The following is a 25,957-nucleotide window of genomic DNA, read 5'->3' as shown; positions in this document are numbered from 1 at the left end:
GGCCCTGACGGTGCACTTCTCCCGCGGCCGGCGCGACTCCCTCCTACGTCCGCACGGCCCGGGCGAAGGCGGCAACGCGGTCCCAGAGCACCTCGCGGGTGCGGGCGAAGTTGTGCATGTGGCACATCCGCGGCACGACGCACACCGAGACGTCACGGGAGCCTCGGTACGCGGTGGGCTCCGCCCACGGGTCGGGCACCACGTCGATGTCGCCGCAAGCGATCAGGACCGGCACGTCGATGGCGGCCGCATCGTCGGCGACCACGCCGGGCGCCATCATCGAGGCCGCGGCTGCCGGCCTGGCCGCGGAGCGCCAGCGTGGCAGGGCATCAGCCGGCGAGCCGAGGTCGGCCTCGACGAGCTCCGCTTCTTCGTCGGCGGCGTGGAAGCAGTAGCGGATGAGCGCGAGGTTCTGGGCCACGGCGCCGAGGGCCCGTTCGGCGAACTCTCGGAGGTCAGCGCCGCGGGGCGGGGCGGGGACCGTCAACCGGCTGCCGTCGGGCGCCGGGAAGTTCGAGCCGATGCCGCTCCAACCGAGGAACCCGACGGCGTCGAAGGTGCGGTGACGGGCCTGCTGCACGGTGAGGAGACATCCCCCCATCGATTGCCCCAAACCGATCACCCGTTCGACCGCGACGGGCGGTACGCCGTCGGCCAGCGTGCCGTTCCGCAGACGGTCGACGACGCTCGATGCCGTGGCGTCGTCTGCCGCGGCGAGGCGCTCGAAGGTCAGGTCGAAGGGGTCGCAAGCCGTGCTGTCACCCGCGCCGAGATGGTCACAGGCGACGAACGCGAAGCCTTGCGCTGCGTGGTACTCGGCCTCGCTGTAGCCGGGCAGGAGATCGATGTCGTAGTATCCGCGGCTGTAACCCCCACCGGGGTAGGCGACGAGGACGGTCAGCGGCCCGTCGACACGCTCGGGCAGCCACACCGTGGCTGCGGTCCGCAGCGCCCCATCGAGGTCGACGCGGGCGCTGACGTCGACGATCACCTCGTACGACCGGGCGGCCATCAGTGCATGTCCAGCAGCTCGCGGACCTCAGCGGCGGTGGCGACCTCGCGTCCCATGTTTTTGGCCATCTCGACCACACGGGTAACTAGCTCGGCGTTGGTCGGGAAGCCTAACTCCGGGTACGGGTAGTCGGCCACGCCGATGACGACGTGACCGCCCGCCTCGATTGCCCCCGCCAGCACCGGAAACGCGTTGCAGCCGATCACGCTGACGAGCCAGTGCCAGTCCGCCCCGGGCGGGAAGAAGTCGAGCAGCGAGTACAGGCCCTTGATCGTCGCCGGGTGTCCCAGCCCTCGGAACCTGTCGGCGTACACCGGCAGTTCGGCCAGCAACGGCTGCTCGTACACACCCATCTCGAGGAACGCCTCGGTCAGGCGCAGGGCGGCGACGTTCCACAGCATTGGCACGGGCTTCACGCCGACCGCTCGCACCTGCTGGCAGATGTCGATGAGCGCTCCCGTCGTGTTCGAGTACACCCGGTCCAGGCTGCCGAACTCCTTCCGCTCCACGTCGTAGAGATCGACGTTGCATGTGAGCATGTCGATCGGGACGCAGTCCGGCCTGGTCGCCGGGTCCTTCGCCAGCTGGACGATGTGGCCGACCCGCCCCGTGCTCTGGATGATGTCCGCACCGAGCGTCGGGAACGTGATGAGGTCGCTCTCCTCCCTGATTCGCCGTACCACCTCGCCGTAGCGCTCCACCGCGATTGACGGCGCTCCGGTCGCTGGCTCCGTGGCGTGAAAGTGCACGATCGACGCCCCCGCCCGCCAGCACTCGAGCGCCGTCTCGGCGATCTCCTCGGGCCCGTACGGCACGTGCGGGCTCTTGTCCCGGGTCTGGTACTCGTTGGCCCGCACTTCGATGATCAGCTTCTGCTTCGCCACACCCAACCCCTATGCTCGGACTCGGCACGGCCGGCCGTCGCGTCGCCCCGACCGGTCGCTTAGTTGTATACACCGGAGATGACCGGCCCCGTCGTCCGTCCGGCGCCCACCGTCGACGAGCTCAGCCGGGCCTTCTGGACCGGTGGGGGCCACCGGCCAGCTCCTCATCACGTCCCGCGCCGGCCGCGGACGGCTGTCATTGAGGGTGAACTGCCGCTCAACGCGTCGGGCGGGCAACTCTCCGAGGGTCGCTACGTAGGCTTCGGCCACCTTCACGAGGTGTGCCAGCAGCTTCGCTTCTGGGCCGGCGACCGCCAGATGCCCAGCGCGAGGTCGGCTAGGTCAGCGGCGGGGGTGGCCCGCTCGCCCAGGCATTCCTGCTGACCAACGCACCTCACTAATGCCGCCGGCGAACCTTATGTCGGGGGACGTGCGCCTCAGCGGCGCCGCCTCTCGGTCTTCAATTCCGCCGGGTGGGTGTCGATGGCTCCCGATAGCGGGTGTCGACGACGCGCCGCCATCCGAAGGCGACGTAGGCGCCATCGATGTTCGCCAAAACGGCAGCAGTAGCCCGACTCGGATCGCGGGCAGCGATCGCGTCGACGATCTCGTGCAGGGTCTTGCGGCGCTCCTGTCGTTTGTCCTCGGCGCTCTTGGCGATGGCATCGATGGACGTCGCCCACTCGATCTTCCACCGGACGGTTCGCATGAGGGCGATCAACGTCTCGTTCCCCGACGCCACGGCGAGCTGCTCCGCGAAGCGACCCTTGAACCTGCGAGCGTCGTCGTATCGCCCCTCCTGGCTAGCCCCCTCGGCTTCGTCGAGGATCTGCTTCAAGAGGGCGAGATTTTCGGGGGAGCACCGAATGGCGGCCTGGGCCGCTGCCAACGGCTCGAGGGCTGCCCGCGCGTCGAGCAGGTCATGGGCCGCCTGGGAATCGAGCTTGGCGACGAACGTGCCGCCGTAGCGCTCGGACCGGACGAATCCCTCGGCGGCCAGTTCTCTGATGGCCTCTCGTACCGGAATGCGCGAGACCCCGAACTCCGCGCCCAGCCATTCTTCGGCGAGCCGTCGGCCAGGCTCGAGCTCGCCGCTGATGATCCGGTTCCGCACGGCTTGGACGAGGTCCTGCACGTTGCTGCGTGTCCCAGCGCCGTTGCCGCGAGGCGGCGGTGTCATGTCGTGGTCCTGCTCTCTGGAGGTCGTTGTTCGAGGAGCTCGAAACGCAGGCCGTTCAGGACGTGGCAGCTGAACGTCTTCGGCATCTCCCCGGTCGGCACCGACCCCGACGATCTCAGTCGGGCATCGCCCCGCCAGCCGCCAGCAGTTTGTGGGCGTGCTCCAGATTCGGCACGACGATGCCGACATGGTCGAGGTCCGGATCGATCACCAGGGATTCGTCCGCCGGACCTGAGCCGAGATGACCATGTCCACCACGAAACCGTTCCCCCTTCCGAACCGGACGGCCTATGCTCCTGCGGGTGAGTGTATACACCCGTGGGGCCTGGCTGCAGCCGGGTCGCGGAGGAGGCGAGATGGCGACAACGACGATCGATGTGGAGCCGGTCACACCCGCGGTGGGCGCCCTGATCGGCGGTGTCGATCTGCGCGAGCCGCTCGCACCCGACGCGGTCCAGGCGATTCGCCAAGCGTTGCTCGACCACGGCGTCGTGTTCTTCCGCGGGCAGGACCTGACCCGCGAACAGATGCGCGCGTTCGTCGTGAACTTCGGCACGCCCATCCCCGAGCCGCTCGGTGGCGACAGGACGATGGACCCGATCGGCGAAGGGAACATGCAGGCCACCAAGCGCGGCACGGCGGTGTGGCACAGCGACACCACCTACGTCGAGCATCCGCCCGGGCTCACGGCGCTTCGGGCAATCAGCGTGCCGCCCACGGGCGGGGACACCTGCTGGGGAAGCATGCACGCCGCCTACGACGCTCTGTCGGCACCGCTGCGCGAGTTGCTCGACGGCCTCACTGCCGTGCACTCCGTCGAGCCGGTCATTGCGCGCATGGGTCTCGCCGCGATGGTGCGGGCCGAACGGTCGCCCGACAACGCCTTCGAGTTCACCCATCCCGTCGTCAGGGTGCATCCTGACACCGGGCGCACGGCCCTCTTCGTGAACGAGGGGTGGACTACCCGGATCGTCGAGCTCAGCCTGGCCGAGAGCGCAGCGATCCTGGCGCTGCTGTTCGAGCACGTGAAGTCGCCGGACTTCACGATGCGCTGGCACTGGACGGACAACGCCTTGGCGCTCTGGGATAACCGTTCCGTGCAGCACTACGCCGTGCCCGACTACGACGCGGCAAGGGTCATGCAGCGCGTGGTGCTCGCCGGCGAACGCCCCGTCGGTCCTCGCTGACAGCGCTCCCGCACCGAGCCCGCGGGCATCACGGTATGGCGCCGCCGTTGACGCCGTAGGTCTGGCCGATGATGAACGAGGCCTCTTCGGAGACGAGCTACCTGTAGGGCAGCGGCGATGTCGTCACCGGTGCCCTGCAGGCCGACGGGGACGCGGCTGGCGCCGGCGTCGCCGGTCGGTTCACCCCAGCGCGCGATGCCCTGGCAACAGATCGCCGGGCTTAGCTGGGTGCAGCTGTACCTCCGACGCTGAACGCCCCCAGTGCCAGTTCTGTTGCCGTCTTCGTGGCCAGCTCGGGAGGCTCGCCACAGACCAGGACGGGGACGTCGCGTACGACGTCGATCCTTGCGGTCGCCGTCCCGGTACCGGTCGGCCCGTGCCAGGCCAGCTCCACGGTCGCCGATCGCCCGCCGGCCGCGATCTCGGTGCGTGCTGAAGTCAGGGCGTGGTCCAGCCAGGCCCAGCCGAACCGTTCGAACAGCTCCCGTTCGGCAACCTGCCCCCAGGAGTCCAGTGCGGTGTTGCCGCGATAGTGGCCACCCAGCGGTGGCCTCCCGTACCGGCGCACGATCGCATCGAGGGCTTCGGCGTCGAGGAAGCCCCAGGCCCGGCCGTCCGGCAGCGTGAACCCGGTCGGGGCGAAGCGGTGGCCGCCGGTGTGGCTGCACCGGCGAACGCGCACGCCAGTCCAGACCGCGGCCACGTCCAGCGCCAGCCGGGTCCCCAGGCGGGCGCAGCAGCGGTCCCGCGCACCGTGCCCGCACAGCAGCACCTCGGCGGGGGCGACCCGCCGCCCGGTATCCGCCCACGGCGCCTCGATCAGGCGGGCGACCGAGTCGGCGAGGTTCCCGGAGGCCACGACGTGGTCGGTGCCCACCAAGCGGCTGGAGTCCACCCGGCGCCAGATCGTCACGCGTACGCCGTGTCCGGCGCCTGGTCCCGGCTGATCACTGGCAATCGCGGCGTCCGCGGGGAAAGTGGGGACGGCCACCTCGCCGACCGGGCCGCCGGGGTCCAGGTCCGGTCTGACCGCGAGCAGCCTGGTGCGGCGAAGGCCACGTCGCTGGAGGTCGGCGAAGGCCGGTATCTCACTGACGTCCTTGGGCCAGGGCGGTGGTACCTCGATGAGGACGAGCGTGTCACAGGTAAGTGCGGACCCGACCGGGTCGACGTTCTGCGCGCGTGTCCACGGTGCGCAGCGGTAGGACAGCGCCGGGAACGTGGAACTGACATTCATAGCGGCACCTTCCGTTGTCCTCGATCTCTTCTCGAGGCGCTCCAGACCAGGCGATCCAGCGACGCCAGGTGTCGCATCGACGAGCACGTCGCTCATGGCCTGGCCGACGCCCGTGTCGGATCGCTCGGTAGCCGATCCCTGCTTCGTCGCGCAGGTGGAGGTAGCGGGTGCCTCGCGACGTGGGTCAGCGGGGGCGGATAGCCTGCCGGAACGGCCGGTTCTTGTCAGTCGAAGGTTCTCGGGGGAGACCGAGGATGCGCTCGCCGATGCCGTTCTTCATCACCTCGGTCGTGCCGCCCGCCACCGAGGCGGTGCGTCCCCTGAGGTAGTCGAAGACAGCGCGGCTGGCCGTCTCGTCACCGGTGCGCCAGGCCATGACCCCCTCGCCGCGTAAGATCAGTTCGATCTCCCGGCGGCGTTGCACGGTCTCGGCGCCGAACATCTTGGCCATCGTGCCGGCGGCGGGGTGGGCGTTCGGATCCTCGGCCACCCGCGTGGCGAGCAGACCGGACACAACATTCCCGACGACGGCTTCCGCGACGAGCTGGCGGACGGCAGGATCGCCGCCTCGGCCGGTGGCGTTGACGAGGTTGATGAGGTCGCGCGCCGGATCAGCCTCACCGCCTCGTTCTGCCTGAAAGACGGGCCCAGTACGCCCGGCGCCGGAGGTCATCGCGCGCGAGTGGTCGAACATCGACGTGGCGACTTTCCAGCCACCCCTGTCCTCACCGAGCAGCGCGTCGGCCGGAACGGTCACGTTGTCGAGGAAGACCTGGCAGAACTCGTCGTCGCCGGTGAGCTGCTTCAGTGGCAGCACCGTGATGCCCGGTGCGTTCAGTGGCACGATGAACGTGGCCAGGCCGGAGTGCTTCGCGACGTCCCAGTCGCTGCGCGCGAGGACTACGGCGTAGTCGGACCATTGGGCGTACGAGCTCCAGACCTTTTCGCCGTTGAGTATCCAGGTGCCGCCGTCGCGTTCGGCGCGGGTGCGAAGTGCGGCGAGGTCGGACCCGGCGCCTGGTTCGGAGAGGAGCTGTACCCAGAGTGCCTGGCCGCGCAACATCTCTGAGAGATAGTGCTGCTTCTGCTGTTCCGTGCCGTAGTCGAGCAGCGTCATCCCGAGGATGGCGAGAGTGATCTGGAAGCCGACCGAGGGCAGCTCGTAGGGGCCGGCTTCTTCGTTGAACACGGTCTGGTGGGCCGGCGTGAGGCCCTGGCCGCCGTACCGTTCGGGCCAGGTGATGCCCGCGAATCCGGCGGCATGCTGAAGTATCTGGAAACGTCGCGTCTCGGCCCAGTACTCGGGCTGGTCCTCGGTGCGGGTGAAGTGGTGTGGTGCGTGTTCGGCGAGCCAGGCGCGGGCACGGGCGCGGAAGTGGTCGAGGTCGGTGTCGTTCGGGTCGACGGGCATCAGGCTGCCACCCCCACGACGTCGCCGAGCCGGTCGCTGTGCCACTCGGGCGTGCCGTAAGGCATCCGGTTGGACTGGACGCGGCGTAGAAACAGGTGTGAGTCGTCTTCCCATACCCACCGTTTGACCCCGGAGACCAGGTAGCCGTCCTTGTGCGGTGTCGCGGTTGTGCGGACAGCGCTCTCGTCCCAGCAGCCGGGTCCATCGGCGATCGCCAAGGTAGCGACGGTGGACCCGCTGGTCAGCTGGGGGAGCAGGGCCTGTCGGTCGGGGGTGATGGCGTTGTCCATGGTCAGGCGTGACCTCTCCGTTCGCCACGGCGCTGGTCGAGCATCTGTGTGATCGCGCGCCGGTTGGGTTTACCGCTAGACAGGTAGGGGATCTCGTTCTGACCGAGCAGCTCGATCATGGTGGGTACCTTGTACGAGGACAGCGCCCGACGGCATGCGGTGAGCAACTCGACGAAATCGATGGTGTGCCCGTTCTCCGGGACGACGCCGGCGACGACCTCCTCGCCGTACTTCTCGTGGGGTACGCCGGCCACGAACGAGATACGGACGCCCGGCTGGCCGTTGAGGACGACCTCGACCTCGGCCGGTGCCACGTTGGCCCCCCTGGTTTTGATCATATCTTTAATTCGGGCGGAGAAGAAGTACCGATCGTGTTCCATGTAACCGAGGTCCCCGGTGGCATAGAACCCGTCGGGGGTGAACACCTCCTCACGTTCGCGTTTGTACAGGCCCTGCATGAGACCGTAGCCCCGGACGTGGAACTCGCCAATTTGACCGTCCGCCACCTGGGCACCGGTCTCGGGATTGACGATCCGGCACTCCATGCCGGTGACATTGCTCCACGGGCCGAACGTCTCGGTCATGCCGATTCCGGTCGCCATATGGCCCCGGCTGCTAGGGCCGCCCTGCCACGGGCGCATGGGCAACTCACGGATGGTCGGGATCACGCTGGCGACGTCGGCGTCCCCGAACAGTGACCGCATCGCCTGCGGGCTGCCCAGGATGCTCGATGCCCGTTCACGCTCGCCGAGTTCGAGTGCGGCCGCGGCGTTCAGCCGCTCGAGCGTCAGGATCGCCGCGCCGCTGTGCAGGGCGGAAAGCACCTCCTGCACGCCACCGATCCAGAAGAACGGCATCAGGCTGAGGACCCGCCCAGGGAATATCGCGTTCAACGCGGCGTTGGCCCGCGGAGAGGTTTTACGGACCACCGCGCCCTGGGAATGCACGACCGCCTTCGGATCGGCCGCGGTACCCGACGTGAAAACCACCACGGCGGGATCCGCCGGCGCCACCTCGTCCTCGACCGTGCCGAGCAGCGCGTCATCGATCCCGTCTACCACCTCGCCGGCGCCATCGGCCGACACGTCGAATCGTCCCGCCCACACCCGGGAACTACCACCCAGCAACCAGACAGCCCGCAGATACGGCGCCACTGGAATCCGCAGGCGACCAGCATCCGCTGAATCAAGCCCAGGCAGCGTTTCCTCCAGGAAATCCTCATGGTCCTTTCCGAGGATCGTCGGCGCGGAGAGCAGGAGCGAAACATCACCAATACGCATCGCCGCACGCAGCTCCACCGGCCGGTAGATCGTGCTGAACGGCATGGCCATTGCCCCGACCCGGGTGACAGCGGCGAACGCCACCACCCACTCTGGGCCCGACGGGAGATGAATCCCTACCCGACTACCCTTACCCACACCCGCGGCCAGAAGATGCTTCGCCAGTCGGCGTGACGCCCCTTCGAGCTGACGGAAAGACAATCGCCGGTCAGGTAACACCACATAGTCACCGTCACCGAACAACGACGCCGCGCGCCGGACGATCAGCGGGATCGTCGGCCGACAGGGCTGCTCGGGTGAGGTCATTACCGCCGGCCCTTCAGGTCCGCTCTCTGCCATTCATCCAAGTCCTTTGTGATCTGGGCGCGCCGCCGCTGGTGCCGTCGAGCGCGTGAAGCCGGGCCCATCGATGACGTCAGGCTCACGGAGAGGCGGGGCCAGCCTAGCTCCGCCGCACGCCCCGCTTCTCGACCACAGCGCCGCCGGTGACCTCGAGCCGACACGCCAACCGGATCTCCCCGAGGCGACCCGCTCGTGCTCCCAGAAGAGTGCGGATCGCGTCCTCTTCTTCGCTCTCCGGTGGAGCAAGATTCTCTACGCCATCCAGTACTCTGACATGGCACACGGCGCACTGTGCCTGCCCGTAGCACACCGTGGGCCAGTCGAAACCCTCGCGCCAGGCCGCTTCGATGAGGGTCTCGCCCGGGCTGACCTCGATGGTCACTCCGAGCGGCTCAACTCGCACGACTGGAACCGCACCGCCGACGCCACGCTGAGGATCCATCTCGGAGCCCCAGGTCAATCTTTGCCGGTGGTCCGCACCGTGCCGCGTGCCGTCAGAGGCGGCAGAACGCGCCTATTCGCCAACCTGGACCTCCACGAACTGGTCATCCGCTCCGACTGGCGGCGGATCGGACGAGCGGACACGGGTGATGACGAGCCTCGACCGCCATGTGTGACGTTTCTACAAAGGATCTACACGCGTCAGGCCATCGCGGTGGAACGGTCAACGTATTAAGGAGCCTGTCCCCTGGGTGCCGCGCTGGGGCTACTGCTCAGCGCGCAAGGTACCTGTCGAGCTGTATGTGGCTGTTGGCGATGCCGTCCTCCCACTTCCGCGCCAGACGGGTGGACTTGAGTCCAGGCATGTGCAGTCCGCGCTGCTGACGCTCGATATTGCCAAAGTCCTGCCGCGCGATTAGCGGCCATGCCTCGTCGTCGAACTCGAACACGCCGTCGAACTTCGGTTTGCCCGGATCGTGGCCCTCCGGCTGCAGCGTCAGGGACCACATCTCGAAGTAGCAGTACTCGGGATCGTCCCGGTCTGGCCGTGACCGATAGGTGATCGCGTTGCCAAAGAGAGGATGGATCTTGAAGCTCGGGAAGATAAACCACTGGCTACTCCAAAGGCCGAGCACAGCCGGGTCCGGATCGGGAAGCTTGATTCCAGCTCCGGCATTCCAGGCGTACATCGACTTCACGAAATTCTTCGAGAACTGCTCCGGCGGGCAGGTACGAAGAGACTCTGCGACGTGGAGATCCTTCGCCAGAACGCTGGTCTGCAGCTGCTCGTGGACCATGCGAAGGTAGGAGATAGTCTGCTCGGGGTCGGCCGTGCCGCCGAGGCCGAGACTGCTCTTTACCGTTCCCTGCGCCGCGCTGTTCGGATCCTTCTCCAGGCTGGCGTGCCCGTTCTCATAGGAGTGCTGAAGATCGTGCGGGTTGCGGAAGTCGTCGCCAGCACCCAGTGTCAGCTGCGTGTGAGTGCCCCTGACGTGCCAGCCCTCCATGAACGCTTCCAGCGCCAGTTTCCAGTTGGCTTTCAGGCGCACTGCCTTCCACCAGTCGACGCGCATGTCGGCGATCAGGAGCGGGTCCAAGAAGTCCGGCACCGGATGAAGAGCCTCCAGCAGTGGTGGCGCGTTGAGGTCCATGTTGATGAACACGCACCCCGCCCAGGTCCCGACCCGGCACTCGACCAGTCGCAGGTCGTCGGGCCTCATAACCCGATCCTCAAAACCCTCCGAGCCGTACATCGGCAGCGACGGGGAGCCATCCAGGTTCCAGCGCCAGGCATGGAACGGGCAAACGATCTGAGCGCCCCGGAAGCTCCCGCAGCCCTGGGCCAACTGGGTACCCCGATGCCGGCAGGCGTTCTGGTAGGCCTTGATCTCTGTCGGGCTCGATCGGACTACAATCACGGAGTAGCTCGCGACCCAGTACTCGACGTAGTCGCCGACGTTGGGAATCTCCTCCAGTCGGCAGGCCATCTGCCAGACGTGAGGCCACAGCTTCTCGTTCTCCAGCTCGAAGAACGTTCGGTTGAAATACCGCTGAGGTGGGATGTACGACCGGTCGGTGATCGCGAAGGGGGCCGCCGAGGTATTGGCCTCCGCCGAGCTGTCGCCGTACGTCACCGGGGGGATCACTTCTGTCACTGTGACCTCCGTGGTTCGATCTGGTCGACCTCGACCAGATCTTCTCGGGCCGACCCGGCAAAGTCCCTCTTTACAGGATCAAATCGTGTATCTACGATGCCGGCATGTCAAGATGCGATATCGAACAACTTCGTATCACTACGAGCGTTGAAGCCGACACCGCGCAGTTACTCCCAGATTCGCGCGTTATCAAGGCGGAGTCTGTCGCGTGTGACGATAACCGGATAATCGGCTCTGGACGCACATTCAGTACAACACTGCGACCCGAGACGGTCGTTCGGGAACTACTCGAAGCGGACTTAAACAGCTCCCAGGGCGTCGTTAATCTTCTTGCCACCGTGGGCCTGGATCTGGCCCAGCCGCTTGACCTGGCCGGCCTGGGGTTCATTGATGAGATCGGCGTTCCCGAGGGGCCATTCCCAGCCGCCCCATTTATGTTCGAGGGCTGTTACATGAATCCAAGGATGCTCATCGCCGTCGCAAGTCACGGCCCAGGCACGCGGAAGCTCGAAGGAACGATTCGTAGTGTCGATGACGCCTACGAGTTCGACGGCACGGTCTCCTGTGGACACTGGCGAATGGTCGCCCAGCGTCTCCGGTTGGTCAGAGCGGCGGTCAAGCATTATGTGGCGTTCCGGGAGGGCGCCGACCTGATCGCCTCCTGGCGGTCGGAGGGTTTCGACATACAGGTCGAACATGACTTCCTGGACGTGGCCACAGCTCAGCAGCCACCCGATCTCACCAAGCTCGTCGCAAGCGCCGAGGCGGATGCGTGGCGCGTCTTCGTCGCGGTCCACGCCCAGCTGCTTCGCGACCACCTTCCAAACCTCACGGTCTGGCTGGCGCACCGAGGCGCGTCGGTCAGGATCGCCGCCCTCCCAAGCAGCCTCGGCGCCGCGCTCATGGTGCAGCTGCACAACCTGGTCGTGGACGGTCTAGAGATCCGTCGGTGCGTCAACGAGACCTGCGGCCGCCCATTCACCCGGCAACGGGGACGCGCCCTGAAAGGTCAGTATCGAACGTCTGGCGTGACCTACTGTGATGCCGCGTGCGCCAAGGCCCAAATGCAACGTGAATATCGGCGGCGTAACCGGCAGCGGTCAGCCGCCCAAGCGTCGACCGGAAACCCCCCTCCCGGGGCGTAGCTGGTTGAGGAAACCAAAAGTACGCTGTCCGCCCGGCCTGAACAGTGGTCTGATCGAGTATGCACGGCGACAACCAGCGCCGACCGTCCCGCCGGGGCGCTCGCTCCGCCCGCCTTGACCGAGCGGCCACGTCCGGGCAAGGGTGCGGGCTCGAGGGGCGGGTTCCCGGCGCGGATCGCCCAGACACGCGCGATCGGCGAGCGTCCTCGCTCCCTGCCTGACCGATCTCGAAACGTTGACCACGACCTGCTGTCGTGGGTGCGGGCAGACCCGAGCCTGGTAAGGCCGCCCCTGTCAGGCGCTGACGGCGGTGAACTCGAGGTGAAGTGCCATCAGCCCTTGGAAGAGGCTGCTTGGACCGTACTCATAGCGGCGGGCGTCTGCCGGACCGTGGGTCTCAGAGATCGTGTTGGCGCTCGTGCGGTCAAGGATGCGCCCGAGCGCGACCCAGGCCTCGGCCCTGGCCAGCGGCTGACCCAGGCAGCTGTGTATGCCCCTCGCGAACGCGATCTGCTCGTGGGCGTTCGTTCTGCCGAGGCGAACCTCGTCCGGCTGCTCGAAGCGGTGCGGACAACGGTTGACGGCGCCAATCATGATCATTACGGTTGTTCTGGCCGGAATGGTCACGCCGCCGAGGATCGTTGTCCATCGGGTCATCTGGAAGTGATCCTTCTGCCGGCATCGCCACCACCGTGGTCACTGGAACAGGCAACCAGGGTCAGCAAGGTCGCAAGAAATCCCGCCAGAAGAACGTGGCGTCCACGGTGTCTCAAAGGTTTGGCACATAGACTTTCCGCCATGCTGTCCGCCTGTGCGGGTGACGCCTCTGTTGTTGAGGAAGCCCTAGGGTTAGTGATGATGACAGGTGAAGTTCCATGAGGTCAAGAGTCGGACACCAACAGCTTCGTACCACTGTTGGTCTGAGCGGACCGGCCTTGAACCGAAAGCCCGCCGCCGCGGGTATATATGGGTAACCGAACCACAAGAAGGCCTGCGCCGCCGGGTATCGGTGAGTAGACGGATCGACCGCAGGGTATCCGTACTCGCATCGAGGCGCGGTGGCATATCCGTCCGGGCGGTGACTCGGCGGCGGAGGCCGCGCGGCCGGGACCAGAGTCGTCGGCCGGTTCGTTGTCGGTCGCCAGCAGTCGGCGTGGCGATGGCTCCCGTGGTGTTGTCGGTCCGCGGAGCCGACCGGTGGGGCGTGGTACGTCAGCCACCCCAACGACACGGACAACTCCTGTTCGGCGCTAACCCCGTGATACGAAGCTGTTCGGTATCGAATGTTGACACGCGATTCAGCTCGGATGCACGATCGACCCAAACCACAGCGCATCCGGAAGATCGACGGCCGCCGGCAGCGCTCTTAGCTGAGAGGCTTTCAAGCCGTGGTCGTCGCCTCAATGCTCGGGCTGGCTGTAGCTACCTCCGCTCAATCCACTGGTGTCGCGACAGGAAATGGTTGCTGCTTTGACGCTCTGGCATAATTTCTGATCCTCGGCTTGGTCCGGGCCGCGTGCCGCTTCGACACGGTGCCGGACCGCAATTTCTGCTGGCTCACTGACCTGGGGCGCGGCCATTCTCGACAGCGATCCCGGCGGCCTGTCAGCGGCGGAGAATCCGGGGGCCGTCGACGGCATTCGTACCCAGGCGAAACGGCTCGGGTCCGCGTGGCGGCGAACCCGGTGCGCGGTTCCCGATAGCCACCGTCGAGAGGACGGACGCCGCCTCAGGCGCGCGGCGACGACGGCGGTGACGCGGGCGGGTGCCGGCCTCGCCGGCGGGCAGGTGTCCCCAATGTCATGTCATCTGTTTTGTTGCCCGCTGTGTGAGGAGTCGATCCCGTGTCCAAGTCACCTGCCAGAGTTGCGATCGTCACAGGTGCTGCCCGCGGCATCGGCGCGGCCACCGCGAAGCGCCTTGCCGCGGACGGTCTCGAGGTAGCCGTGCTTGACCTGGAGACGGCGGCGACCAAGAGCACCGTGGCGGCGGTCGAAGCGGCCGGTGGGCGGGCGCTGTCCGTCGGTGCGGACGTGACCAACGCCGAACTGGCCCAGGCCGCGGTTGAGCGGGTCGCGGCCGAGCTCGGCCCGCCGACAGTGCTCGTCAACAATGCCGGGATCACCCGCGACAACCTGCTGTTCAAGATGACCGAGAGCGACTGGGACGCCGTGCTGGGAGTCCACCTGCGGGGGGCGTTCCTGATGGCGCGCGCGACCCAGCAGTACATGGTCGAGGCAGGCTGGGGGGAGGATCGTCAACCTTTCGAGCACCTCGGCGCAGGGTAATCGCGGTCAGGCGAACTACTCCGCCGCGAAGGCAGGGCTGCAGGGATTCACCAAGACCCTGGCGGTCGAGCTCGGCAAGTTCGGCATCACGTCCAACTGCGTAGCACCCGGCTTCATTGCCACCGGCATGACGAAAGCGACCGCCGCCCGGCTCGGTCAGGACTGGGAAACGTACATCGTCGCCCGTGCCGCCGGGATTCCAGTGGGCCGGGTCGGCCAGGTCGAGGACATCGCGAACGCCGTGTCCTTCTTTGTGGGCGAGGCAGCCGGCTTCGTGTCCGGCCAGGTGATCTACGTAGCCGGCGGTCCCAAAGACTGATCGGGCAGGTCAGCCGACCACGCGCCGCGCCGCGCTCTGGATGGCGTCCAGCGCCCCCGCGGTCCGGTCGCGGTCGCGCCGGTGGTCGTCAGTGGCCACAGTCCGTCGATTCACGTTCGCGCGAGCCTCGCCTTGTCGGCGCCCCCGCGAGACTGGCCGACCAGCCCCATGCAAACGGCAGGATCGATAGGCCGGACACCCCGGCCGGAGGGGTGACCTAATGCGACGAATTGTGTACGGAGCTGAGCATGAGGCGTTCCGGATGGCAGTCCGCGCCTTTCTTGAGAAGGAGGTCGGCGCGCACTACTCCGAGTGGGAGGAAGCCGGCCGGCCGCCGCGCGACTTCTATTACCGGGCCGGCGAGATCGGCATTCTCGGGCTCGGCATACCGGAGTGCTACGGCGGCGGCGGCGCGGAATTCCTGTTCAACGCGGTTGTCACCGAGGAGGCGGCGAGGGCCGGTTATGCACTCGGCCCGCTGCGAATACACGCGGACATCTGTGTGCCGTATTTCGTACACCATGCTGCCGAGGAGCAGAAGGCACGGTGGCTGCCCAAGCTCGCCAGCGGCGAGTTGGTCGCGGCGCTGGCGCTGACCGAACCCGGCGCTGGTTCGGACCTGGCCGGCGTCGTCACCACCGCCCGTCGCGACGGCGACCGCTACGTCGTGAACGGCTCGAAGACGTTCATCACCGGCGGCCTGAACGCCGACCTGTTCGTCACCGCGGTCAAGACCGATCCAACCAAGCGGCATGCCGGACTGTCGCTGCTGGTCATTCCAGCGGAATCGGCCGGCGTCACCCGGGGCGCGCCGCTGCGAAAGCTTGGGCTGCACGGCCAGGATACTGCCGAGATCTTCTTCAACGACGTGATCGTGCCGGCGTCCGACCTGCTCGGCGGGGAGGGAGACGGCTTCACCTACCTGACCTCGAACCTCCCGCAGGAGCGGCTGTCGATCGCCATCAACTCGCAGAGCGCCGCGGCGTCGGTACTCGATCAGACGGTTGCGTATGTCAGCGGCCGGACCGCCTTCGGGAAGACTCTCAGCGCCTTCCAGAACACAAGGTTCGTGCTGGCCGGGTGCGCCACCGAAGTCGAGGCCGGACAGGTGCTGCTGGACCGGGCGCTGGCCGCGCACGCGGCCGGCGAGCTGACGCCGGCCGACGCGGCAAAGGTCAAGCTCTTCTGCACCGAGATGCAGGGCCGAGTGGTCGACGCCTGCCAGCAGCTGTTCGGCGGGTATGGCTACATGAGCGAGTACCCGGTCGCGCGAGCCTGGGCAGACGCCCGGGTCGGCCGGATCTACGGCGGCTCCAGCGAGATCATGAAAACGATCATTGCGAAGTCCCTCGGCCTGTGAGGTGGGTGCCTGCACGCGGTGCCCGCGGCGTGGCCGGGACGTCGCTGGTGCGGGCGAGGTCGTACGGGCGTCCGTCTCCGTTGCGAGACTGCCGGGCACCCTCGTCAAGGCTCGTCACCTGCCGTTTCATAGCGGTTGTTGACAGTGATCCGGAAGTCGGGCGAGCACGCCTTTGGGTTCGCCGTGATACGAAACTGTTGGACTTCGGATCTTGACGGGGCGGCGGGATCGATGGAGCATCGAGCCTGCCAGCAGGTGCCCGGAACGGTCGCGTGCTGATTCTTCCGCTGGGATCCCTTCGTGAACGTGTCCCAGGCCGAGGCAAAGGCCGACGCCCTGCGCGCGAAGGCCCAGGATGTCGACGTGACGATCTGGTCCCGTGCGGAGCGCGCAACGCTCAACACCAAGCGCCTGGCGGACCTTGAGGCAGCCAGGACCCACTGGAGGTGCTCGTTGCGACCGCGGCGACGGAGTATCTGACACAGCCACGAACGTGGTGAGCAGGAGGGGCGACGTGGCCGACGTCATCTTTACGAGGGCAAACCTGCTGGATGGTGTCAACCCCCTCCGGCCTGATACATCCGTCGTCGTGCGAGGCAACGAGATCGTGGTCGTCGCGGCTCGCGCCGTCGAACCCGGGCCAGAGGATCGAGTGATCGATCTCGACGGTCGTGTCCTGATGCCGGGCATGTTCCTCGGCCACACGCACGTCGACGGTGGTTACCAGCAGCCGCACCACTACATGGACATCTATGCCAGGGCGGAGCGGCCCGAGGGTGTCCTGATGGCTCGCGCCATGCACAACCTCAAGCCGATGCTCGCATCGGGCGTGACAAGTTACCTCGGCGCGAGCTGTGCCAACAACCTCGATGTCCAGTTACGCATGGTCATCGAGGACGGCCTGATCGATGGTCCACGTATCACTCCCTGCAGCAGGCATCTCAACACCACCGGCCATGACAACGACATGGCGAAGTGGTGGTACGACATGCGCTATCACCCCGTCGACGTCTTCGTCGACGGTCCCGACGAGTTCCTCAAGGCCACTCGAACCGAGATCCTCCGTGGGGCCGAGATCGTCAAGATCTTTCCGACGAGCGGTCACGGTGGCGGCGGCCGGGGACGGGGGATGACACACGGAGAGATTGCCGCAGTCGTCGAGGCCGCGCACCATCGCGGCAAGAAGGTCCGAGCCCACTGTGTCTGGCATGACGAGATCATCGAGTGTGTCCAGCTCGGCGTCGACATCATCGACCATGGTGACGAGATGGACGAGCGCTGCATCGAGCTGATGGTCCAGCGTGGGACGACCTGGGTGCCGAGCCTGAAGTTCCTCGCGTTCCTGCGCTCGCTGCCGCCAGGCACGCCTGGCGTTCCCAAGGGGGAAGCCGAGCGAGACTGGGACAACATATGCCGGATGCTTCCGCTTGCCAACGACACCGGGTTGCGTATCCTGCCCGGCGACGACTACGGCTCGCCGATGTTCCCGCACCGGCCCGGAATCTACGGTGAGGAACTCTCTCTCTATGTGAATGAGGTCGGCATCAAGCCGCTTGACGTGCTCCGCTGGGCGACCCGCAACGGCGCGGAGATCTCCGGCGACGCCGTCGGGCAGGTCGCCGAAGGAATGCTCGCCGACCTGGTGGTCGTCGAAGGTGATCCCAGCTCGGACATCGACGTGCTCGAGAACGCTGACAACATGAAGGCTGTGATGATAGGTGGGCGGTTCGTCAAGGACGAACTGGCTTCAGTCGCAGGCCGGTGACCGACACTGTACCCGGAAGATCCGCGGGACGGTCAAGTGGAGGATTTAGGGTGGAAGCGATGACCGCGGTCGCGGAAAGTCGGGTGTCGGAACTCGGCTACCGTCTGTTTGATGCGGACAACCATTACTACGAGCCGCCGGACGCCTTTCTGCGTCATATGAGCCCGCGTATCGCGCACAAAGCGCCACGGTGGGTCGAGGTGCCTGAGACGGGTGCCCGCCGGCTGGTGTTCGGTGACCGGATGAACCGATTCCTGGGGGCTGACCACACGTTCAGCGCGGTGGGGAGGCCAGGCGGCCTGCAGCAGGGGCAGGCCGGGGTCGCCACCCAGGAGAAGTCGAACCTGGAGCCGGCGCGTCCGGAGTATCGCAACCGTGATGCCCGGCTGGCGGTGATGGACCGTCAGGGTCTGGCGGCGACGCTGCTGTTCCCGACGCTGGCGGTGAGCGTCGAGTCCCTGATCGCCGACGACGTCGAGGCCACGTACGCGAACCTCCATGCCTTCAACCAGTGGCTGGACGACGACTGGGGGTTCAACTACCTGGACCGCATATACGGTGTCCCACTGCTGTCGTTGCTGGACCCGTTCCTCGCTGTCGAGGAGCTGGAGTTCGTTGTCTCCCGGGGCGCGACGGTGGTCCATCTTCGCCCGGGTCCAGTGGCCGGGAGGTCGCCGGCCGACCGTATCTACGACCGCTTCTGGGCCGCGGTCGCCGCGGCCGACGTCACAGTGGTGTTCCATGCCAGCGATGACTCGTACCGGTACGAGATGGCCAAGGTGTGGGGTTGGGGCAACATCAACGTGCCGGCCCGCAAGATCCCGCCGATCCAGCGGGTCATCGCCGGACTCGACCGGTCGATCCACGACACGATCGTGTCGCTGGTCTACAGCAAGCTCTTCGAGCGTTTTCCGACGCTACGTCTGGCCGTCATCGAGCTGGGTTGTGCGTGGGTGCCCGACCTGGTCGGTAACTTCGAGCGCTTCGGCCAGGGCGACCTCGCCGAGCACCCGGTCGAGACCTTCAAGAAGCACTTCTGGGTGACGCCGTTCGAGGATGAGGACATCACAGGGCTCGCCGCCCTCATCGGTGTCGACCGAATCATGTTCGGCTCGGACTTCCCGCACACCGACGGACTGGCCGAGCCCGTGAGCTATGCCGAAGCACTCACCGGCTTCGAGCAGGACGAGGTCCGCAAGATCATGCATGACAACGCCCGCGGGCTGTTCGGTCCTCGCGCCACCCGCTGAGCGCCGTGCGCCGGTGGATGGCCGGACCTGGATCGTCATGTGCCGTATCCGGGACTCCCAAAGGATCCACCCACCTGGACGGGGCAGGTCGTTCGCCGCGGTGCGGGCGTATCGACGTAGGTATCCGTCTACGCCTAGGCCCAGGCCCACCCTGGGTCTGGGCCGTCCTTCGCCAGGGAACGACCGGTCCAGCACATGCCATGCACGCGAAGAAGGGTTCGATGGACTACTCGCGGTACCAGTACCTGGAGATCACCCGGAATGGTCGGATCGTGACGGTCACGATCGACCGTCCAGAGACGAAGAACGCCATTCACAACGGGCTGCACGAGGAGTTCGGGACGATCTTCACCGATCTCGACCTCGACGACTCGTGCGACGTCATCGTCCTCACCGGCGCCGCCGGCGCCTTCTCCGGCGGGGGTGACCTGGCCTGGATCCGGTCGATGTGCGGCGACTTCGCCACGAACAACGCGGCGGTACGTACCGGCCGGCGCATCCAGCACAGCATGCTCGATCTCGAGAAGCCGATCATCGCGAAGGTGCGCGGCCCGGCCATCGGACTCGGCTGCTCCCTCTCGTTGTTCTGCGACTTCGTCTATGCGACGCCGGGCGCCGTGTTCGCGGACCCGCACGTCGCCGTCGGCCTGGTCGCAGGCGACGGCGGGGCAGTGATCTGGCCGCAGCTGGTCGGCTACGCTCGCGCCCGTCGCTACCTGCTGACCGGCGATCCGATCCGCGGCACGGAGGCAGCCGAGATGGGCCTCATCACCGAGGCCGTCCCGGACGACAGGCTCGACGAGGTCGTCGATGCGATGGCACAGCGCCTCACCTCCGGCGCTTCGCATGCGATCAGGTTCACGAAGGCCGCCATTAACGCCGGTCTCAAGGTGACCGCTGCCGCGATCATCGACCGGGCCTCGGCCTTCGAGAACCTCACTCAGTTCACCAACGACAATCGGATCGCTGCCGACGCATTGCTCGCCAAGGAGAAGCCGATCTTCACCGGGTCGTGAGCGTGAACACGCGAGGCAGGGGGAACGGACTACTCGTCTCAGGATGTCCAGGTGATCCGGCGAGCGAGTAGTCCACTCCTGCTGACCGCTCGCATTCGTATGAATCGAGCAGCCGAGCCCGTGATCGACCGCACCCAATGACATCTCGAGGATCTGGAACTGCTGATGACACGCCAAAGCGCCACGGTCGTCGATGGCTGATCTGCTGGAATTCCCCCTCGTCACGCTCGGGCCCCGGGAGGAGCGCCTCCGGTCGGAGGTGCGGCACTTCCTCAGCGAGTGGCTGCCGGCGGGCTTCCGCCCCGGCCTGGGTCTCGGCGGCGACTGGGACGCCGGGTTCAGCCGTGCACTGGCGGACCACGGATGGGTCGGCATGGCCATTCCGGAGGAGTACGGCGGTCACGGGCGGGGAGCGGTCGAGCGCTTCGTCGTCACCGAGGAGCTCCTCGCGGTTGGCGCGCCGATCGGTGCCCACTGGGTCGCGGACCGCCAGACCGGGCCAATGATCCTGCACCACGGCACGGAAGGTCAGCGGCGGCGGTTCTTACCCTCGATTTGCGCCGGGACCTGCTTCTTCTCGATCGGGATGTCGGAGTCTGAGGCCGGTTCAGATCTCGCAGCGGTCCGAACCACGGCGACGAAGGTCGACGGTGGTTGGCGGGTCACCGGCACGAAGATCTGGACAAGCTACGCCCATCGCAGCCACTACCTCGTCGCGCTGTGCCGGACCTCACCGGCTGGCACCGACCGGCACCGCGGCCTGAGCCAGCTGATCGTTGACCTGTCCTCGCCGGGAGTTACGGTCAGCCCGATCCGCTTCCTCGACGGATCGCACGACTTCAATGAGGTCGCGTTCGAGGACGTCTTCGTCGCCGACGACATGGTGCTGGGCGAACCCGGCGCCGGGTGGGCCCAGGTGACCTCGGAACTGGTGCTGGAGCGAGGCGGCCCCGACCGGTTCCTCAGCGCGTTCGTGCTCCTGCGTCACTACCTGTCCCGGCGGCGGAGCGGGAGCGACGATCTCGTCGCGCTGGGCCGCGCCACGGCCGAGCTCTGGACGATCCGGCAGTTGGGGCTTTCCGTGGCGTACATGCTTGACCGCGGCGGCGTGTCACCGGTCGCGGCATCAATGGTGAAGGACCTCGGCACGCAGTACGAGCAGCGAGTGGTGGACGTCATCGCGGAACTGGCCGCGATGGACGCCGATCCGTCGTCGACCGACGTGTTCGAGAGCCTGCTGGCCGAAGCGGTCGTGGTGGCTCCTTCGTTCACCATCAGGGGAGGGACGACCGAGGTGCTGCGGGTCGTCGCGGCGAGGGGCCTGAAGGCATGACGCGCTCGGAGGTAGCCGCACTGACCGCTCGTATCGTCGCCGACTGCTGGACGAACGGCGACGAGCGGCTCAAGGGCGCATGGCCCGAACGGACCTGGCTGGCGCTCGCCGACGCTGGCTTGCCATGGGTGGGCGTCGACGCCGAAGGCGGCGGTTCGGGTGGGACCGTCGCCGACGCGTGCGACGTGCTGTGGGAGCTGGGTGCGGGTGCCGTGCCCCTCCCAGTCGCCGAGACCGGACTGCTCGCCAGCTGGGTCCTGGCCGCCGCCGGTCTCGCGATTCCCCAAGGGCCGACGACCATCGCTGTCGCGTCGGGCAACCACCTGCTGCGGGCCGACGGCCGGCGTTGGCGGCTGGACGCGCCACTGACGCGGGTGCCCTTCGCCGAGCGCGCCTCGCTCATCGTCGCCGTGTGCGGGACCGACGACGGCGATCGGGTCGTCACCCTGCGACCGCGTGACGTGACGATCACGGCCGGCCGCAACCTGGCCGGCGAGGCACGCGACCGGGTCGCCGTCGACGTGCCGATCGATGACGACCAGGTCGTCCCGCTGCCGCCCGGCGTCGACCGGGAAGCGATCCGCCTGCGGGGTGCACTCGGCCGGGCCGCGCTCATGGCCGGAGCGCTGGAGCGCGTGGCTGAGCTCACGGTCGAGCACACCAACGACCGGGTCCAGTTCGGTAAGAAGATCATCACATTCCAGGCGGTGGCCGGCCTGGTCGTCCAGCTCGTCGAGCACACCGTGGCGGCCACGACGGCCACCCGGGCCGCGATCGTGGCGGGGGAGCGCGCGGCATTCGAGGTGGCGGTGGCCAAGCAGCAGACGAGCGCGGCCGCCGGCACCGTGGCCAGGCTCGCCCACCAGGCGCACGGTGCCATGGGCCTGACCGCCGAGTACGAGCTGGGCACCCTGACCCAAAGACTCTGGTGCTGGCGCAACGAATACGGCACGGAACGGGAGTGGGCGACGTGGCTGGGGGAGCAGGTGCTCGCGGGAGGCGCGGATCAGCTGTGGCCGCGGATAACCCGGCGGGACGAGGAGTGAGCGAGTCGCTGTGGCGAATGTTCTGGCCGTCGACGATCGCCGTCGTCGGCGCCTCGACCAATCTCGCGACCTACGGCGGGCAGACCGTCGACATGCTGGTCAGCCAGGGATTTACCGGCCGGATCGTGCCCGTCAATCCCAAGCACGAGTCAATCGCCGGCCTGCCGACCGCGCCGTCGGTGTTGGCGATCGGCGACGCGATAGACCTGGCGTTGATCATGGTGCCGGCACCGGCCGTGCTCGACGTGGTTCGCGAGTGCGCCGATGCCGGCGTGGCCTGCGTGGCCATCTTCAGCGCGGGCTTCGCCGAGCAGGACGCGGTGGGAGCCGTCCGCCAGGAAGAGGTGCTGGCGGTGGCCCGCGCCGCGGGCATGCGTGTGCTCGGTCCGAACTGCCAGGGGTTCTTCAACGTGCACGGGTCGGTCGCCGCTACGTTCAGCCCGGCGGCCGATCCTCGCCGCGGAGCGGAGCGGCCGACGCCGGGGAACGTCGCCGTCGTGTCGCAGAGCGGTGCGCTGGGGTTCGCGCTGTTCCATGCCGGAGTCGCGCTGGGGCTCGGTTTCAGCCATGTGGTCAGCTGTGGCAACAGCGCTGACGTCGACGTCCTCGACGTGATCGAGCTTCTCGTCGACGACGAGCACACCGATGTCGTGCTGGTGGTGCTGGAGGGCCTGCACGACGGGCCGCGGTTCCGCGAGCTCGCGGCCCGGGCCGCCCGTCGCGGTACGAGGCTTGTCGTCAGCAAACTCGGCCGGTCGGCGGCCGGCTCCCGTGCCGCCGCGTCGCACACCGCGCACCTCGCCGGCTCGAGCGCCGCCTACGACGCGGTCTTCCAACGGCACGGCGTGCTGAGCGCCACCGATCTGGAGGAACTCGTCGACGTGGGGATGGCCCTCGCCCGGTGCGCCGCCGCCGCCGGCCCCCGCGTCGGGATCGTCAGCACGTCCGGGGGCGCCGGGGTCTGGCTGGCAGACTCCTGCGACGACCTCGGTCTCGAGGTCCCGGCCCTGGCCGGGACGGCCAACCCCCTCGACCTGACCGGCCGGGTGATCAGCAACGCGAACGTCGCCGCGACGGTCCGAGGCTTCGTCGAGGATCCCGCCCTCGATGCGGTCGTCCTGTCGACCTCGCTGTCGGACCCCCTCGTCCTCGCCCGGGAGGCCGGTGAGTTCACCGCGCTCGTCAGCTCGACGGCGAAGCCGATCCTCGTGCTGACCTACACCCGCCCGTCCCCAGCGAGCGTTTCCCTGCTGGCTGAGCTCGGTCTCCCGTGGGCGACCAGCCCCGCCCGGGTGGCGCGCATGATCCACCATCTCGTCGCCGCCGGGCGCGTCATGCCCGAGGTGAGGGAACGGTCCCTCATCGCGGGGCCGCCGGCGTTGTCCTTTGCCGGCGGCGGCGAGAAGGTCCTCGACGAACCGACCACGAAGCGGTTGCTGCGCGCGTGGGGAGTGGCGGTGCCCGAGGGCGGGTATGCGACGAGCGCGGGTGGGGCCGCGCGGCTCGCGGCGTCGCTCGGCGGGCGGGTCGTCGTGAAGGTCGTCGCCGCCGACGTCGTGCACAAGAGCGAGATCGGCGGCGTCGCCCTCGATGTCGAATCGTCCGGGGTCGAGCGGGTCTTCGGTGATCTCGCCCGGCGGGCCGAGGCAGCCGCCGGCATCGCGATGGACGGCGTGCTCGTGGAACGCATGGCGAACGCCGGCCACGAGATCATCGTGGGCGGGTTGTACGACGAGACGTTCGGTCCCCTCGTCATGGTCGGATCGGGCGGGATCTACGCGGAGGTACTCCGCGACACGTGCTTCCTTCCCCTCCCGCTCGACCACGCCGAGGCGACACGCGCCGTCGAGCGGCTGCGGTGTGCCCCGGTGCTCGCCGGCGCCCGCGGCCGCCCCGCCGCCGACGTGCCGGCCCTGGCTGACCTGCTGGTCCGAGTCGGGGCGATCGTCGAACGCGGTGACGTCTCCGAGCTCGACCTGAATCCCGTCGTGGTGCACGACGCCGGAAAAGGTATCACTGTCCTCGACGCCTGGCTCGCGCTGCGCGGCCCGCGGGTCGGGTAGCGCGTGGGCCGCGCAGCGCGAGCCAGAGGCCGCCGGTCAGGCCGGGCCGTCGGCCCGAACCTTGTCCTTCACCGCTGGGACGATCGGGGGAGCCTGGCTCCAGTTCGGAATGCCGGCGTCCTCCTTGGCGATCGGCATCTTGTCCTCGTTCACCCCGGCCCAGTGCGCGTGGTTCAGCTGGTGGAGGGTGAAGCACGCGTTCAACGCGTTGTGGAATCCCATGTTGTCGACGGTCTGGTTCACCGCCTCCTTGACGAGCAGCGCCGTCATCGTGGGCAGCGCCGCGATGCGGCGGGCGAACTCGAGGGTCCGCTCGCCGAGTTCGTCGGTACCGAACACCTTGCTGACCATCCCGAGCGCGTGGGCCTCGTCCGCGTTGATGCAGTCGCCGGTGAGCATGAGCTCCTTGGTCTTGCGGGGCCCGAACTCCCAGGGATGCGCGAAGTATTCGACCCCGCACATCCCGAGACGGGTACCGACGACGTCTGCGAAGCGGGCGTTCTCGGCGGCCACGATCAGGTCGCACGCCCATATGAGCATCAGCCCGGCCGCATACACGTCACCCTGCACCTGGGCGATGGTGATCTTCCGCAGGTCCCGCCACCGCCGCGTGTTGTTGAAGAAGTAGTGCCATTCCTGCAGCAGCTGCCGTTCCGCGCCGAGGCGGGTACCGCCGTCGATCAGCCAGGTGGGGTGGAGATCCGGCCCGGGCGTCCGCTCAGCCAGCGAGACCTTCGAACCCATGTCATGGCCGGTCGAGAACATCGAGCCGGCGCCCCCCAGGATCACGACCCGCACCTGGTCGTCCGCCTCCGCCGCCCGGAGCGCCTCGTCGAGCTCGACGAGCAGCCCCCGGTTCTGTGCGTTCCTGGTCTCCGGCCGGTTGAGCATGATGCGGACGATCTGGCCGTCGTCGAACGACTCGACGGTGATGAACCTCGGATCAGGCATAGGCAGATTATACTTACTCTCGGCGAGCTTGGTAGTACCCAACATCGTATCTACCGAGGAGGTTGGACAGCGCACCGCTCGCGAGCTCGTCGTTGTGCGATGCGTTTGCCACCGGCTTCCCTCGGAAGGGCTTGGCGATCCGGTCCAGGCCAGGGGGTTGAACGCCCATTTGATGAGCAAGATGGTGCGAATGCCTCGGTTCAATCGACTCGTGGCTCAACCTCGTGACGTGACCTCTTTCGGGTAGGAACTTCGCGCTCTGCCGGGGTGCACTCCGTCCAGCGGTGACGTGACGAGGACCGGAGCCGTCAAGATCGATGGTTATACGAAGGTGTTCAACTTCGGACCTTGACCAGGTTGGCATCGTCGATGCAGGATTGGCCGCCACGACCATTTCACCAACATTTTACCCGGCGACAGCGCCTTGTAGGTCTCCGGAGAGTCCCTGCGATGCGCCAGGGAGGCGGGGCAACATTCGCGGATCATGAGTCGTCACGCTGCA

General features: G+C 67.4%; 21 protein-coding genes and 1 pseudogene. 11 read left to right on the top strand and 11 right to left on the bottom strand.

All coding sequences use genetic code 11. The annotated features are described in order from the left end of the window. Positions 1 to 43: 43 nt before the first annotated feature. Together QOZ89_RS21840 and QOZ89_RS21835 are read right to left on the bottom strand one after the other, a co-directional pair. A complete protein-coding gene (locus QOZ89_RS21840) occupies positions 44 to 1,012 on the bottom strand; it encodes an alpha/beta hydrolase (RefSeq protein WP_071053859.1) in 969 nt (322 codons plus the stop codon). Beyond that, entirely contained in the window at positions 1,012 to 1,896 is an 885-nt protein-coding gene (locus QOZ89_RS21835) for a beta-keto acid cleavage family enzyme (RefSeq protein WP_071053860.1), read from the bottom strand. Before QOZ89_RS21835 ends, QOZ89_RS21840 begins: the two co-directional genes overlap by 1 nt. 78 nt (positions 1,897 to 1,974) lie before the next feature. Between QOZ89_RS21835 and QOZ89_RS47485 the strand changes: the two genes are divergently transcribed. Beyond that, positions 1,975 to 2,280 (top strand): thiolase C-terminal domain-containing protein, encoded by a 306-nt coding sequence (locus QOZ89_RS47485; RefSeq protein ID WP_397428819.1) that lies wholly within the window; start codon positions 1,975 to 1,977, stop codon positions 2,278 to 2,280. A gap of 76 nt (positions 2,281 to 2,356) precedes the next feature. Here the strand turns inward: QOZ89_RS47485 and QOZ89_RS21830 are convergent, their stop codons facing one another. After that, the gene (locus tag QOZ89_RS21830; protein ID WP_312624870.1) at positions 2,357 to 3,031 is read right to left on the bottom strand and encodes a GntR family transcriptional regulator; all 675 of its coding nucleotides are present in this window, start codon (positions 3,029 to 3,031) and stop codon (positions 2,357 to 2,359) included. A gap of 335 nt (positions 3,032 to 3,366) precedes the next feature. On the opposite strand from QOZ89_RS21830, the gene QOZ89_RS21825 reads away from it, so the two are divergent. Continuing rightward, the gene (locus QOZ89_RS21825) at positions 3,367 to 4,263 is read left to right on the top strand and encodes a TauD/TfdA dioxygenase family protein (protein ID WP_083419994.1); all 897 of its coding nucleotides are present in this window, start codon (positions 3,367 to 3,369) and stop codon (positions 4,261 to 4,263) included. Positions 4,264 to 4,483: 220 nt separating this feature from the next. On the opposite strand, the gene QOZ89_RS21820 is transcribed toward QOZ89_RS21825, so the two are convergent. The 6 genes from QOZ89_RS21820 to QOZ89_RS21795 form a co-directional block, all read right to left on the bottom strand. Next, on the bottom strand, positions 4,484 to 5,500 hold the full coding sequence (locus QOZ89_RS21820) for a ferredoxin family protein (protein WP_312624868.1): 1,017 nt from the start codon (positions 5,498 to 5,500) through the stop codon (positions 4,484 to 4,486). A gap of 184 nt (positions 5,501 to 5,684) precedes the next feature. Further along, positions 5,685 to 6,911, bottom strand: a complete 1,227-nt coding sequence (locus tag QOZ89_RS21815; RefSeq protein WP_071053864.1) for an acyl-CoA dehydrogenase family protein — start codon at positions 6,909 to 6,911, stop codon at positions 5,685 to 5,687. Beyond that, entirely contained in the window at positions 6,911 to 7,201 is a 291-nt protein-coding gene (locus tag QOZ89_RS21810; RefSeq protein WP_312624865.1) for a hypothetical protein, read from the bottom strand. The genes QOZ89_RS21815 and QOZ89_RS21810 overlap by 1 nt, the downstream gene beginning before the upstream one ends. A gap of 2 nt (positions 7,202 to 7,203) precedes the next feature. Then, positions 7,204 to 8,787, bottom strand: a complete 1,584-nt coding sequence (locus tag QOZ89_RS21805) for a class I adenylate-forming enzyme family protein (protein ID WP_312624863.1) — start codon at positions 8,785 to 8,787, stop codon at positions 7,204 to 7,206. A 136-nt stretch (positions 8,788 to 8,923) separates the two neighbouring features. After that, positions 8,924 to 9,265 carry a 2Fe-2S iron-sulfur cluster-binding protein gene (locus QOZ89_RS21800; protein ID WP_312624861.1) on the bottom strand — a complete coding sequence of 114 codons (342 nt, stop codon included), beginning with the start codon at positions 9,263 to 9,265 and terminating at the stop codon, positions 8,924 to 8,926. Between the two features lie 271 nt (positions 9,266 to 9,536). Then, entirely contained in the window at positions 9,537 to 10,919 is a 1,383-nt protein-coding gene (locus QOZ89_RS21795; RefSeq protein WP_312624859.1) for an aromatic ring-hydroxylating oxygenase subunit alpha, read from the bottom strand. Positions 10,920 to 11,023: 104 nt separating this feature from the next. Here QOZ89_RS21795 and QOZ89_RS21790 point away from each other — a divergent pair, with 104 nt between their 5' ends. Beyond that, positions 11,024 to 12,064, top strand: coding sequence for a hypothetical protein (locus QOZ89_RS21790; protein ID WP_131804222.1), 1,041 nt, complete (start codon positions 11,024 to 11,026; stop codon positions 12,062 to 12,064). 294 nt (positions 12,065 to 12,358) lie between these two features. On the opposite strand, the gene QOZ89_RS21785 is transcribed toward QOZ89_RS21790, so the two are convergent. Continuing rightward, the gene (locus QOZ89_RS21785) at positions 12,359 to 12,721 is read right to left on the bottom strand and encodes a cytochrome P450 (protein ID WP_071053869.1); all 363 of its coding nucleotides are present in this window, start codon (positions 12,719 to 12,721) and stop codon (positions 12,359 to 12,361) included. A 1,187-nt stretch (positions 12,722 to 13,908) separates the two neighbouring features. Between QOZ89_RS21785 and QOZ89_RS21780 the strand changes: the two are divergent. The 8 genes and pseudogenes from QOZ89_RS21780 to QOZ89_RS21745 all read left to right on the top strand — a co-directional run bounded on the left by QOZ89_RS21780 (position 13,909) and on the right by QOZ89_RS21745 (position 24,504). Further along, positions 13,909 to 14,671 (top strand): annotated as a pseudogene (locus QOZ89_RS21780) (SDR family oxidoreductase). Between the two features lie 220 nt (positions 14,672 to 14,891). Beyond that, entirely contained in the window at positions 14,892 to 16,031 is a 1,140-nt protein-coding gene (locus tag QOZ89_RS21775; protein WP_312624856.1) for an acyl-CoA dehydrogenase family protein, read from the top strand. A 514-nt stretch (positions 16,032 to 16,545) separates the two neighbouring features. Then, on the top strand, positions 16,546 to 17,796 hold the full coding sequence (locus QOZ89_RS21770) for an amidohydrolase family protein (protein WP_071053871.1): 1,251 nt from the start codon (positions 16,546 to 16,548) through the stop codon (positions 17,794 to 17,796). Positions 17,797 to 17,855: 59 nt separating this feature from the next. After that, a complete protein-coding gene (locus QOZ89_RS21765; RefSeq protein WP_071053872.1) occupies positions 17,856 to 19,046 on the top strand; it encodes an amidohydrolase family protein in 1,191 nt (396 codons plus the stop codon). Positions 19,047 to 19,267: 221 nt separating this feature from the next. Then, entirely contained in the window at positions 19,268 to 20,062 is a 795-nt protein-coding gene (locus QOZ89_RS21760; RefSeq protein WP_071053916.1) for an enoyl-CoA hydratase/isomerase family protein, read from the top strand. A gap of 193 nt (positions 20,063 to 20,255) precedes the next feature. After that, positions 20,256 to 21,395: an acyl-CoA dehydrogenase family protein gene (locus QOZ89_RS21755; RefSeq protein WP_312624853.1), complete on the top strand. Its 1,140-nt coding sequence runs from the start codon at positions 20,256 to 20,258 to the stop codon at positions 21,393 to 21,395. Beyond that, entirely contained in the window at positions 21,392 to 22,441 is a 1,050-nt protein-coding gene (locus QOZ89_RS21750; RefSeq protein ID WP_312624851.1) for an acyl-CoA dehydrogenase family protein, read from the top strand. Before QOZ89_RS21755 ends, QOZ89_RS21750 begins: the two co-directional genes overlap by 4 nt. Continuing rightward, a complete protein-coding gene (locus QOZ89_RS21745; protein ID WP_071053874.1) occupies positions 22,438 to 24,504 on the top strand; it encodes an acetate--CoA ligase family protein in 2,067 nt (688 codons plus the stop codon). The genes QOZ89_RS21750 and QOZ89_RS21745 overlap by 4 nt, the downstream gene beginning before the upstream one ends. A 36-nt stretch (positions 24,505 to 24,540) precedes the next feature. Here the strand turns inward: QOZ89_RS21745 and QOZ89_RS21740 are convergent, their stop codons facing one another. Further along, positions 24,541 to 25,455 carry an enoyl-CoA hydratase gene (locus QOZ89_RS21740; protein ID WP_071053875.1) on the bottom strand — a complete coding sequence of 305 codons (915 nt, stop codon included), beginning with the start codon at positions 25,453 to 25,455 and terminating at the stop codon, positions 24,541 to 24,543. Positions 25,456 to 25,957: the final 502 nt, after the last annotated feature.

The sequence above is a fragment of the Pseudofrankia coriaricola genome, assembly GCF_032027725.1.
In the GTDB taxonomy this organism is placed as follows: domain Bacteria; phylum Actinomycetota; class Actinomycetes; order Frankiales; family Frankiaceae; genus Pseudofrankia.
The sequence above is the reverse complement of the archived record's forward strand: the minus strand, read 5'-3'. Positions and strand labels throughout refer to the sequence as shown.

What these genes read in the sequence shown, in the direction of transcription:
- QOZ89_RS21840 (WP_071053859.1), bottom strand. Translation starts at nt 1,012, where the DNA reads ATGGCCGCCCGGTCGTACGAGGTGATCGTCGACGTCAGCGCCCGCGTC.
- QOZ89_RS47485 (WP_397428819.1), top strand. Translation starts at nt 1,975, where the DNA reads ATGACCGGCCCCGTCGTCCGTCCGGCGCCCACCGTCGACGAGCTCAGC.
- QOZ89_RS21825 (WP_083419994.1), top strand. Translation starts at nt 3,367, where the DNA reads ATGCTCCTGCGGGTGAGTGTATACACCCGTGGGGCCTGGCTGCAGCCG.
- QOZ89_RS21820 (WP_312624868.1), bottom strand. Translation starts at nt 5,500, where the DNA reads ATGAATGTCAGTTCCACGTTCCCGGCGCTGTCCTACCGCTGCGCACCG.
- QOZ89_RS21815 (WP_071053864.1), bottom strand. Translation starts at nt 6,911, where the DNA reads ATGCCCGTCGACCCGAACGACACCGACCTCGACCACTTCCGCGCCCGT.
- QOZ89_RS21810 (WP_312624865.1), bottom strand. Translation starts at nt 7,201, where the DNA reads ATGGACAACGCCATCACCCCCGACCGACAGGCCCTGCTCCCCCAGCTG.
- QOZ89_RS21805 (WP_312624863.1), bottom strand. Translation starts at nt 8,787, where the DNA reads ATGACCTCACCCGAGCAGCCCTGTCGGCCGACGATCCCGCTGATCGTC.
- QOZ89_RS21800 (WP_312624861.1), bottom strand. Translation starts at nt 9,265, where the DNA reads ATGGATCCTCAGCGTGGCGTCGGCGGTGCGGTTCCAGTCGTGCGAGTT.
- QOZ89_RS21790 (WP_131804222.1), top strand. Translation starts at nt 11,024, where the DNA reads ATGTCAAGATGCGATATCGAACAACTTCGTATCACTACGAGCGTTGAA.
- QOZ89_RS21785 (WP_071053869.1), bottom strand. Translation starts at nt 12,721, where the DNA reads ATGACCCGATGGACAACGATCCTCGGCGGCGTGACCATTCCGGCCAGA.
- QOZ89_RS21775 (WP_312624856.1), top strand. Translation starts at nt 14,892, where the DNA reads ATGCGACGAATTGTGTACGGAGCTGAGCATGAGGCGTTCCGGATGGCA.
- QOZ89_RS21765 (WP_071053872.1), top strand. Translation starts at nt 17,856, where the DNA reads ATGACCGCGGTCGCGGAAAGTCGGGTGTCGGAACTCGGCTACCGTCTG.
- QOZ89_RS21760 (WP_071053916.1), top strand. Translation starts at nt 19,268, where the DNA reads ATGGACTACTCGCGGTACCAGTACCTGGAGATCACCCGGAATGGTCGG.
- QOZ89_RS21755 (WP_312624853.1), top strand. Translation starts at nt 20,256, where the DNA reads ATGGCTGATCTGCTGGAATTCCCCCTCGTCACGCTCGGGCCCCGGGAG.
- QOZ89_RS21750 (WP_312624851.1), top strand. Translation starts at nt 21,392, where the DNA reads ATGACGCGCTCGGAGGTAGCCGCACTGACCGCTCGTATCGTCGCCGAC.
- QOZ89_RS21740 (WP_071053875.1), bottom strand. Translation starts at nt 25,455, where the DNA reads ATGCCTGATCCGAGGTTCATCACCGTCGAGTCGTTCGACGACGGCCAG.